This is a genomic window from Shewanella sp. YLB-07 (assembly GCF_009377275.1).
Window position 1 is genome coordinate 1 of the sequence record NZ_VOQB01000030.1, and the last position, 12,763, is coordinate 12,763.

Here is a 12,763-nt window from a genome sequence, read left to right on the forward strand (position 1 = left end):
TCGTCAACGAGCTCGCCTCCAATGAGAGTCATAATGAAATTTTCACCGTCACCGTTACCGATGAGTTTGGGGGGACCGATACCCACGATGTCACCATCACTGTCGAAGGTACCAACGATGCGCCGATTATCTCTCTTAATATTCCTGACGATACCGGTACCGTTATAGAAGATAGTATTGATGTCATTAGCGGCACTTTATTAGCCAGCGATGTCGATAATAACGCCAGTTGGACTTGGTCAGGTGATGATTCCGGTATCTACGGTGAGTTTGTCATAGACCCTGTTACTGGCGAGTGGACCTATACGCTAAATGACAGCGACCTGGTTAACGAGTTGTCCTCCGGCGAGAGCCATGATGAGATCTTTACCGTCACTGTTACCGATGAATTTGGTGGTACCGATACCCATGATGTCACCATCACAGTCGAAGGTAGCAACGACCTGCCAGAAATCACCAACATTGATTCCCTTATAGTTTCAGAAGAAGGATTAACAAACGGAATTATTGATGATGTAGGTGATCCAACGGATACAACCGACCTTCCAACAGATGGAGGTACACTAACCTTTACTGATGTAGATAACCCAGATGTCTTAGATATAACCGTGTCATTAGGTACCTCAACAACTGACGTTTACTCTGACGGTTTCTTAGTCAACTGGAGTTGGGACGACAATAGCCATACTTTAACAGGAACTGCAAACAACATAGTTGTTATGACCATAGTGCTTGGCTCTGTTAGTGTTAACGCCTCTGTTTATAGTGTGGGATATACCGTTAACTTACTCGGACCACTGGATCACCTTGTCAATGATACCGAAGATCTCATGTCTATTAATTTTGGAGTCAACATTAATGATGGGGTTGGAAATGTAGGTACAGAACTTAATGTCATTATCGAAGATGATGCTCCTCTCGATGAAGTAGATGAATTAGCAACTCCCAGCATGCCTCATACTATTAACGAAATGATCACTGGCAACTTATTCGATCCAGGAGCCGATGGCTTCGGTAGTGTAGATTTTGAAGTCATTACCCAAGGGCTGCAATCCAATGGTATAGATTTAATTTATACCATGAACGGTGATACGTTAACCGCTATGGCGGGTAATGTAGCCGTATTTACCCTACAGGCTATTCCTGATGGCACTGGGCATTACGATTACAAGTTCACATTACTCGATAAGGTAGACGTTGAAGTCGTGATCGATTATGACCTAGGTAGCGCTCCTGCAGGTAACAATGCCGCCTACTATGTCGACACAGACGGCTCCATTTACGCTCAAGATGATCAGGCGGCTATGGTTATCTCTACCATAACCGGTACTTTCAATGGCTCAGCCTCTTCAGTCAATTCAAATGTACATGGCATTGGAGTTGGCCCTCAAAACTCTGTGGGCTCAAATGAAGCCATTAAATTCGAATATGGTATAGATGGAACCTCACTTGCAGCAATAAGCCTTGGAACCGGTAACAATGGACAAAATAATGGCAATAGTGTTATCGACTATGTTGTGACTTATTCAAATGGAACAACTAAGAACGTAGTTGGCGCTATTATTGATGGCACCTTAGTTCTCGAGGAGCTAGCGCCTAATGGCTTGTCTATTATGTCCATTGAAATATCCTATTTCAGCGGAGACGCTTTTCAAGTCATCGGTTTATCCTCAGTAGATACACTTTTCAATACGCCAATCGATTTAGAGTTTGCCTATGGTGCAACAGATAACGATGGAGATGCAGTCATATTCACCCCCGAAAACGATGGACACTTCACCATCACCTTAGAGCCTGAAAACTTTATACCTGATGCCCGAAACAATACCTACCATGTAGACGAAGGCGAATCAGTAATCGGCAACATCATTGATGATGATACGGGTAACGGTATCGATAGTGATATTGATAGTGATACTTTGCTAATCACGCACATCAATGGTGTCGCAGTAGTGTTTGATAATAATGGTGATGCCGAAGTTGAAATAACTGGCGGCACCTTATTTATTAATGAGGATGGTAATTTTACTTTTGAACACGACGGTAGTGAGGATGCGCCAACCAGTTTCACCTACACCATAGATGATGGCAATGGCGACACAGATACAGCAACGGTTTATTTTGAGGTCTATTCTGAAGAAACATTTGGACCAGAAGATGACACCACTGTAGAAACAGGCAATGCACACGACGTACTAATCGGTGATACAACTGGTTTCGGTCAAGGTCAGAACTACAATATAGCCTTTATTGTCGACTCTTCTGGCAGTATGGGGAGTGAAGCTGTAGCAACGGCTAAAGCCCAGATTATTTCAGCGCTTTTACAGTTACAAATTGTATTAGGAGGGGCTAACCCTGGCAGCGTGCACATCAGTATTATTGATTTCGATAATAATGCAACTCTGTTATTAGACTCTAATGATCTACTTTCATTAACTGGTCCGGGAATTTTAGCCGCTCTAAGTAGCATGCAAAGCGGGTCAACCACCAACTATCAAGATGCATTCAATGAAGCATTAACTTGGTTCAACCAACAAAGTCAACTCAATAACCAAGGAAGCAATTTTACCTTCTTCATCACAGATGGCCATCCTAACAGACCAGAAGACAACCCATTAGCAGCAGCAAATGCAGCTTTCGCAGCTCTCATCGCCAGCACCTTAACTGAAGTTCAAGCTATTGGTTTAGGTGATAGTATTAATCAATCAACTCTCATTAATTTCAACACCACAGCAGGAGGCCCATTAATTGGTATTGATGTAGGCACTCTTGCAGATGCCATCTTACAAACAGCCTTGTTGCCCGGTGATGATGATCTAAATGCGGGAAATGGTAACGATATTATCTTTGGTGATCTGATTGAGTTTGACGGTATTGATTTAGAAGGGTTCGATGCACTTGTCGAATATGTCGATGATCAAACGGGTAGCGATTTAAATTTAGATGATAATATCTCAATTTATGAGGTTCACACCTACGTATCAGAAAATGCGAGTGACTTCGATGTATCTCGGGAAAACGACGGAGATGATATTCTTACTGGCGGTGATGGCAACAATATCTTGTTTGGTCAAGGGGGAGATGACCTGCTACTAGGTGGTAGCGGTAACGATCTGTTGTTTGGAGGTGATGGCACCGATGAATTAGTTGGTGGCAGAGGTGATGACGAGATGCACGGAGGTGCAGACGATGACACCTTCACCTGGAATACTGATTCAATCAACGGCGAAAGCGATACTGTATTGGACTTCGATGCTTTAGAAGATGTACTCGACCTTTCCGAGCTTCTTTCTGGTGAAACTGATGATGCGGTAGACCTCCTTGATTATTTATCTTTCGATGTTTCAGGCGGAGATACGATTATCACTATCGATCTTGATGGTAATGGGGGAGGCACCGACACTATCACTATTCTTCTTCAAGGAACCAGTTTAGCCGGAGTTGGTGATCAAGCCATTATCCAAGGTTTACTCGATAATAATGCACTCATCGTAGATGTTGCTTAATTACAGCAGGTTAATGAGTTCATTAGCCTGCTCATTTTTACTTATTTGATGAACAAGATTATCGCTACTAGACTTAAGTGAGGAATGACTAACAAGAACTAAACTAAGGTGCTTTCATGGTCGAAATAAGCTCTCTGGGCCGAAAGATGAAAGGCATTATCGCACCATTAGCAGTGGTGTCTTTACTCGCCTTAATCGCCATGGCTGGCTTAGCCTTAGACTCAGGGAAAGTTTATTCTGATTATCGACGAGCGCAAACTGCCGCCGATGCTGCAGCATTAGCTGGAGCTTTCGAAAAGTTTTATGGCCGAGACCACCTCACTATTGTCACAGCGGCTAACGCAGAAGCCATAGTCAACGGCTTTACTCAAGGTAACCAAGGTATCAACGTCGAGATTAACCATCCACCATTATCAGGCTTCTATATCGGTGATCCCTTTTCAGTAGAAGTGATCATCACCCAGCCAACCCTCACCTTCTTCTCACAAATACTCGACATAGATTCTATCCCCTACAAGGTAAGAGCCGTAGCGAATGGTAACACCGCCAGCGGGATCAACTGCGTATATGTCCTCGACAACGAACAAAAAAAAGCCTTCGAAGTCACTAGTGACTCAGTACTCGACGCACGCTGTGGAATTTGGGTAAATTCAGACGATAGCGGTGCAGCCAGCGTGGTTGAGAGTGGAGCTTGTGTGAAAGCCGGCATGATCACTGTTGTTGGAGGTTATACAACCGGACAAACTTGTGATTTAGGCGGCGAGGCCTATCAATGTGATAATAATGGGAACTGCCCTCTCAGCGGCATGGGCTTACCACCCGAAGAATCCCCCTTACCCGCTCCAGACCCTTTTGCAGGCCTAACGCCGCCGACAGTGGATAGAACCTCTGGCGCATGTCCGCCGGAGGAGAGTTGTAATGCCAGTGGATGTAGTGGAAAAAAGAAAGACTCAGGTGGCCCCTATGAGCCATACACCATAGATACCAATGGCTCAGTCGATCTATTTTCAGGTACTTATTGTGGCGGCATATTAGTGAAAAAAGGCACTGCAAACCTTAGTACTGGGGTATACATTCTTCGAGGCGGTGGGCTCACTGTTGAAGGAGCAGACTCAGAAGCCATCGGCCCAGGAGTTTCATTTTATAACACTTGCTATTGGGCCTGTGATGACCCTGATTCAGATCATGACCCTGAAAAAGGTAAAGAATGGTTCTGGACTCTGGATATCAACTCAAGCTCTGAAGTTAACTTTTCCGCGCCACTCTGTAACGGCGGCGCTAGCGGCAGTGAATGTGTCAACGATCTAGATGGCATACTCTTCTTTTCAGATAGAGATGCCCCCTCCTCTGATAATCCAGGCTCTTACCCACTAAACAGAATAGATAGCAGCGTGACGGCAACCTTAGCCGGAGCAATATACGTAGGTAATCAGCACCTTAAGTTTCACAGTAACTCAACGGGTAACCCATCAGATACTATCTTAGTGTCGAAGTTCTTAGAAATTTCAAGTGGCTCGACCGTGGAGATTAGTAATTTCACCGGCTCAGGGGGCTCCCCACTAAAACGGGTCACCTTAGTTGAGTAAGGAGTAATAAATGGATGTAAAAAAGCACTTCACTTTGAGCTCAACTAAACAAAAGGGGGTTGCAGCCATCGAAGCCGTCATTGTTTTACCTATTATCATTTTTATTATGCTGGCAGTAATCGATTTCGGTCGTGTCATGTATGTGTCGATTACCACGACTAATGCCGCACGTGCAGCAGCGGGGTATGCGGCGCAAAGTACCAATCTCGTCATTGACACATCTGGAATAAGGGCCTCTGCACTTTCGGAAGCGAGCGATCTCATTAGTGATGCCTTTAACTCAGATCCGGTGGCTGTAAGTTCGAAACGTGTATGTAAATGCTCTGGTAGCAGTAGTGAAGTATTTTGTACTAACAACTTATGCACTGGTCAGGTTGAGATATTTGTGGAGGTAACTGCAACACGCGATTTTCGTACCGTAGTTTCTTATCCACTCATACCCAATCAACTTGTAATAAGCAGAACTGCTACCATTAGGGCACAATAGCGATGAAAAAATATAAACAATCAAGCCAGCTATTCGGTAAGAAGTCTAGCAAATTCCAAAAAGGTTTAGCTGCGGTAGAAGCTGCAATTGTCGCTCCCATATTTTTTCTCATTCTGTTTGCTATTCTCGATGGTGCCAGGATGATATACGCATACGGAGCCGTTGCTCATGCTGCTCGAGAAGGTGTGCGTTATGCTGTAGTCAGAGGCGCTGAAGCTGGTGATGATTTACGTAGAGTAGGAGATTCACCGACTAACGATGCGAAAATTGAGGCTCATGTGTTGCAAAGGGCACAGCCTCTAGAACGAATACGAGTTACCACTACATGGGAAGAGGACGCGAATCAACTTCGCGATCAAAGTGCCGGCAAAGTTGTAGAAGTACAAATTGAGCACGATTTCGAACCCGTTACCCCTTTCTTACCAGCGATTACATTATCTAGCACATCCCGGACCGTTATCTATTTTTGACACTTCGATGCCTGACAACACTTGACTGAATCCTTTCGATGGCAAGAAGTGCCAAATTGAACTAACAAACCAGTAAAAAAACCTCAATAGCCCCCTGCCGTCAGCTAAACACAAAAACACAACATTCAACACAACTAACCGACACGCAGCAACTTTGAAGCACGTAAAACTATCGGATTACCCACAAATAGATATTCAACCGTCAACAAATTGACCACCGCCACTACATGGGTTAACATTTGTGATCCCATTGTAAGGATATGCTGCTGACGTTGGGAAAAGGGTTTACCAGAGCTGCACTGTTGATACTATTTGCTTGGAGTTAAGAATGAAATCTTTAGTCACCACACAACACGGACAAGTTTTAATTGCTAATGGAGAGATCGCCGTTGAAATAAACGGTGAAAGACGGCTCATAGCACCTGGTGAACAACTTCCGGTTGGCACAACACTCTTTATCCCTGAAGATGCAGAGCTTGAAATAGCTTATGAAGATGGCGCAACTTTCTCCAGTGCAGCAGCACAAGATGAAACTTCTGAAATAGCAGATGCTGACACGTCAATTACTGACGAGATTCAAGCTATTCAAGCTCAAATCGCAGCAGGTGAAGATCCTACAGAAGGGCCCGATACCGCAGCAGGTGCTGGTGCAAATGGTAACGAAGGTGGTGACTTTGTATCGTTAGGACGTAGCGGTGATGAAACTTTAGCAGGTTCAGGCTTCGACACCTCTTTCGGTGCACCTCTTGATGCAAATGCGGCATTAACGGCTAACCTTTCTTTGGCTCAAACAGACAATCAAATAACAGATAACGTTAACATAGCCCAGTTTACCGATAACTTTGTCAATGGTGTTGCCTATACGACGTCATCAGGCCTAAGTGGATTTACCGGTGATGTAGGAGCTGATGGTTCATTTGCTTATAACCCAGGCGATACCATCACCTTTAGTATTGGTGACGTCATCATTGCTAGCTTTAGTGCAGATGCAATTCAAGGCACTATTCTTTTCCTTCAAGACATTGCTGGTACATCTTTGTCAGATAGCAACATGAACTATGTTGAGAACATGGCTATCTTCTTACAGGCTCTAGATAACGACCTCAGTGATGGAACCGACGATGGTGTCTTACAGACTAATAGTATAGTCAATTTGGATGATAGTTACGCATCTAACATCAACATTATTGCAGCGATTCATGAAGCATTAACGGGCTATGTCGACCCCACTACTGGTCAGCCACTGAATCTAGCAACTGCGGGTAAAGAGATGTTATCTCTCGTACTGGCTGAGCTGGGTATTATCTTCACTCGAGACTCAGAGTTAGACCCTAGCGGCGCGAATATATTCGAGACCCTGGCAATGGATCATGTTGCCGACACTATCGATGACTTAGCCGGTGATCGCGGGCCGGTAACAGCAGACGATCGTACAGCTGATATACTTGATGTACCTGGCGGGCTAATTACCTACAATTACAATGAATTAGATGGAAAGATCACCTTTACAGCTAACGACCTACTCGCAGGCGCTTCAGGTCAGCAGGTAACAACTGAAAATTTAGTCGTTAAAAATGTACAACTTAATGCTGACTTTGCCGACATAGGTACACTCGTCGATCTTGGGAACGGTAATTACGAGATAATTCTCAATGCTGGTATAACTCAATATGACTTAGAAGGTCTAAGTATCGATTACCGTGTAGAAGATTGGACCGCCTTCAGAGAGGTCACTTCAGCAACACAAGATCAATTTAAATCACATCTTTCAGCGGATATTCCCGATGTATTTGAGCATGACGGCTTCAATCAGTTTACCTTAAACAGTGAACTAACCTTCGCAGATGATCAACTATTAGAAATCAACTTTACCAGTGAGATCATGAGTGAGCAGCTTGGTTTTCCAATTGCTGAATACGCCGATGACTATCTAGTACCACTAGAGTATTCGAATGATGGTGGCCTCACTTGGCAGACTATGACAGTCACATCGGTTGACTATAGCGGCAGTATTCCTCGTCCTGTTTTTGGCTTTGTCTTAGAGGCTGGAAACGACAGTGTCATCATACGTGTACCTATCTTTGATGATGTAGCTATAGAGCCTACCGAGTATTTCGTTGCCCAAGTCACGGGTGAAAATGTTTACGATGAAACACTGCAATTTGCCATTTTTGACAATGATGCCGATGGTTCAGGCCTCCCCCAGATAGATATTGATTATGTTATCGTGATTGAAGGGATGGAAAACGCAGTATTTACCCTCACATTGAGCGAGGCAAGCACAGAAACAATCACCGTTAACTACAGTACAGAAGAGCTGTCAGCACTATTTGGCGAAGATTTCATCGCTGTATCTGGCACAGTAACCTTCCTTCCGGGTGAAACAACCGCCTATATCACTGTGCCGATTGTTGATGATTTAATCATCGAAGACAGCCCTGAGTTTGCAATTGTCAACCTGACCGACCCAGTAAATGCGGCTCTCGTCGACGCCCAAGGTACACTGCGAATCTTCGATAATGATGGCCCTTCCAATACAGCGGTAAGCATAGATATCGATCCAATTACGGGTGATAACTTAATTACCGATGCAGAGGGCAATCAGACCATTACTGTCACTGGTACAGTTTCGGCAGATGCCTCTATTACTGTCGGTATAGTCATTATCACGATTAATGGTCAAACCTATCAGACAGAGATGAATGCCGACGGCACCTTCTCGATTGAAGTTGCAGGATCTGAGCTAGTTAATGACCCAGATACAGTTATAGAGGCTGTTGTATATGGCTTTGGAGCTGGCGGAGCACAAGGTACTGCTAATACATCAGAAAACTATGATGTCGAGTCCATATTAGCTGACGACACCAACACTATCGATGAAGATGGCGTCGCGACAGGCAATGTATTAGATAACGATTCAGACATAGATGATGACCTGTCTGTCGTCAGCTTCGAAGTTGACGGCGAAAATTACACAGCAGGCACAACGATTCAACTAGAAGGTGGATCACTAGTCATCAATGAAGATGGCACTTATACCTTCGCGCCAAATGAAAACTGGAACGGCACAGTCCCTGTCATCACCTACACAACTAATACAGGCTCAACTGCCACGTTGACGCTAAACGTCATCGCTGTTGATGATCCTAGTATTGTTAATAATGATTCAAACACGATCAATGAAGGTGAAACAGCGACAGGTAACGTACTCGATAATGATTCAGATGTTGATGATGACCTTACAGTAGTAAGTTTTCAGATTGACGGTATTACATATGACGCCGGAGTCTTTGTCAGTGTTGAAGGTGGATTTGTCGTCATCAACGAAGACGGTAGCTACTCTTTCACCCCTGAGAGTAACTGGAATGGCACTCTTCCTGTTATCACTTATACAACTAATACTGGCTCTACCGCGACACTAACCTTAGAGGTCACGCCTGTCGATGACCCAAGTGTACTAGCTAATGACAGCAACACTATCAACGAAGATAGCGTGGCAACAGGCAACGTATTAGATAACGACTCAGACATCGACAATGATCTGTCTGTGGTTAGCTTCGAAGTAAATGGTGAAACCCACACCGCTGGTACAACAGTACAGCTTGAAGGCGGCACACTGGTCATCAATGAAGATGGCACCTATACCTTCACGCCAAATGAAAATTGGAACGGCTCAGTTCCTGTCATCACTTATACAACCAATACCGACTCTAGCGCGACTCTGACCTTAGAGGTCACGCCAGTCAATGATCCAAGTGTACTCGCCAATGACAGCAACACTATCGACGAAGATAGCGTGGCAACAGGCAACGTATTAGATAACGACTCAGACATCGACAATGATCTGTCTGTGGTTAGCTTCGAACTAAATGGTGAAACTCACACTGCAGGCACTACCGTCGAACTTGAAGGTGGCACACTGGTCATCAACGAAGATGGCACCTATACCTTCACGCCAAATGAAAATTGGAACGGCTCAGTTCCTGTCATCACTTATACAACCAATACAGGTTCTACAGCCACTCTGACCTTAGAGGTCACGCCAGTTGATGACCCGAGTGTACTCGCTAATGACAGCAACACTATCGACGAAGATAGCGTGGCAACAGGCAACGTATTAGATAACGACTCAGACATCGACAATAATCTGTCTGTGGTTAGCTTCGAAGTAAATGGTGAAACCCACACCGCTGGTACAACAGTACAGCTTGAAGGCGGCACACTGGTCATCAATGAAGATGGCACCTATACCTTCACGCCAAATGAAAATTGGAACGGCTCAGTTCCTGTCATCACTTATACAACCAATACCGACTCTACCGCGACTCTGACCTTAGAGGTCACGCCAGTCAATGATCCAAGTGTACTCGCCAATGACAGCAAGACTATCGATGAAGACACTGTCGCAACGGGCAACGTGCTTGATAACGATGTAGATGTCGATGATGCGCTTAGCGTTGTAAGCTTTACCGTTGAAGGCAGCAATGCAGTCTACCAAACTGGTGAAGGCGTTGAGCTTACTAGCGGTACGCTAGAGCTTAATGCAGACGGTAGCTATACATTTACTCCTTGGGAAAACTGGAATGGCGATGTCCCGGTAATTACTTACACGACTAATACCGGCGAATCAGCGACACTCACCATAGTCGTCAATGATGACAATACAGATACGGCCAATGATACAAACTCTGTCAATGAGGAGGTTACAGCAACTGGTAATATTCTGACAAACGATGAAAGTGAAAACACTGAAGTAGTAAGCTTCACCATCGGAGACGACCCAACAGTTTACCTTGCTGGTGAAGGTATGGAGCTTTTCAGTGGTGTCTTCTCTATGGAAGCTGATGGCAGTTACTCATTCATGCCATGGGACAATTGGAATGGTGTAGCACCGATCGTTACATATACGACGAATACAGGTGAAACTGCGACTCTAACTATCACAGTAACGCCAGAAAATGACGCACCAGTCTTAGTAGCAGATATCAGTGATGTCGATGAGAACGCCACCCTCACCGTCAACACCGATAACGGTGTGCTCAGTAATGACACTGATGTTGATAGCAGCGATGAACTTACTGTCACAGGGATCCTCTCTGGCACTACAGGTGCAGCCACTACTGTTGCCGATGGCGCAGCGGGTATAGTGGTGAACGAGTACGGCACGCTCACCATGAACGCCGATGGTAGCTACAGCTTTGTGGCCAATGGCGTACTAGCTGAAGCCTTAGCGGCAGGAACCACTGCCGATGTCACTTTCACTTATACGGCAACTGATGGTGTTGAGTCGCTAACACAGACTTTAACAATAACAATAACAGGCGCCAACGACCCGGCTGACATCACCGTCGGCCAAGGCGATAGCGATGCTGGCACCGTCACTGAAGATGGCGCAACCGATACCGATGTCGATACCGTTGAAATGGTTTCAGGCAGCTTGACCGTCACCGACGTAGACAGCGGCGAAGCGGTATTCCAGGTACAATCTGATGTGGCCGATGGCAACTATGGTAGCTTTAGCATTGATGCTGACGGCAACTGGACTTACACACTTAATAACGACCACGCCGATGTGCAGTCACTGACTGACGGCCAGACGCTGACCCGTACCATCACAGTGACCAGTGCCGATGGCACCGCCTCACACAACGTGATCATCACCATTGTCGGTGCCAACGACCCGGCTGACATCACCGTTGGCCAAGGCGATAGCGATGCCGGCACCGTCACTGAAGATGGCGCAACCGATACCGATGCAGTGACCGTTGAAATGGTCTCTGGCAGCTTGACCGTCACCGACGTCGACAGCGGCGAAGCGGTATTCCAGGTACAATCTGATGTCGCCGATGGCAACTACGGTAGCTTTAGCATCGACGCTGACGGCAACTGGACTTACACACTTAATAACGACCATGCAGATGTGCAGTCACTGACTGACGGCCAGACGCTGACCCGTACCATCACAGTGACCAGTGCCGATGGCACCGCCTCACACAACGTGATCATCACCATTGTCGGCGCCAACGACCCGGCTGACATCACCGTTGGCCAAGGCGATAGCGATGCCGGCACCGTCACTGAAGATGGTCTGACTGACAGCGATGTCGATACCGTTGAAATGGTCTCTGGCAGCTTGACCGTCACCGATGTCGATACTGGCGAAGCGGTATTCCAGGTACAATCTGATGTCGCCGATGGCAACTACGGTAGCTTTAGCATCGACGCTGACGGCAACTGGACTTACACACTTAATAACGACCACGCAGATGTGCAGTCACTGACTGACGGCCAGACGCTGACCCGTACCATCACAGTGACCAGTGCCGATGGCACCGCCTCACACAACGTGATCATCACCATTGTCGGTGCCAACGACCCGGCTGACATCACCGTTGGCCAAGGCGATAGCGATGCCGGCACCGTCACTGAAGATGGCGCAACCGATACCGATGCAGTGACCGTTGAAATGGTCTCTGGCAGCTTGACCGTCACCGATGTGGATACTGGCGAAGCGGTATTCCAGGTACAATCTGATGTCGCCGATGGCAACTACGGTAGCTTTAGCATCGACGCTGACGGCAACTGGACTTACACACTTAATAACGACCATGCAGATGTGCAGTCACTGACTGACGGCCAGACGCTGACCCGTACCATCACAGTGACCAGTGCCGATGGCACCGCCTCACACAACGTGATCATCACCATTGTCGG

5 protein-coding genes are annotated in these 12,763 nt (G+C 46.0%); all 5 read left to right on the top strand.

The features are described 5' to 3' along the window. Positions 1-3,506: VCBS domain-containing protein (locus FS373_RS31205; protein ID WP_152831530.1), on the top strand; the 3,506-nt coding region annotated here is incomplete at its 5' end. A gap of 116 nt (positions 3,507-3,622) precedes the next feature. Next, positions 3,623-5,092, top strand: a complete 1,470-nt coding sequence (locus tag FS373_RS31210) for a pilus assembly protein TadG-related protein (RefSeq protein ID WP_144048251.1) — start codon at positions 3,623-3,625, stop codon at positions 5,090-5,092. A gap of 10 nt (positions 5,093-5,102) precedes the next feature. Continuing rightward, the gene (locus tag FS373_RS31215; protein WP_144048252.1) at positions 5,103-5,579 is read left to right on the top strand and encodes a TadE family protein; all 477 of its coding nucleotides are present in this window, start codon (positions 5,103-5,105) and stop codon (positions 5,577-5,579) included. A gap of 2 nt (positions 5,580-5,581) precedes the next feature. Beyond that, the gene (locus FS373_RS31220; protein WP_144048253.1) at positions 5,582-6,049 is read left to right on the top strand and encodes a TadE family protein; all 468 of its coding nucleotides are present in this window, start codon (positions 5,582-5,584) and stop codon (positions 6,047-6,049) included. 328 nt (positions 6,050-6,377) lie between these two features. Continuing rightward, the coding region (locus FS373_RS31225) for a retention module-containing protein (protein WP_152831532.1) at positions 6,378-12,763 on the top strand (6,386 nt) is incomplete at its 3' end.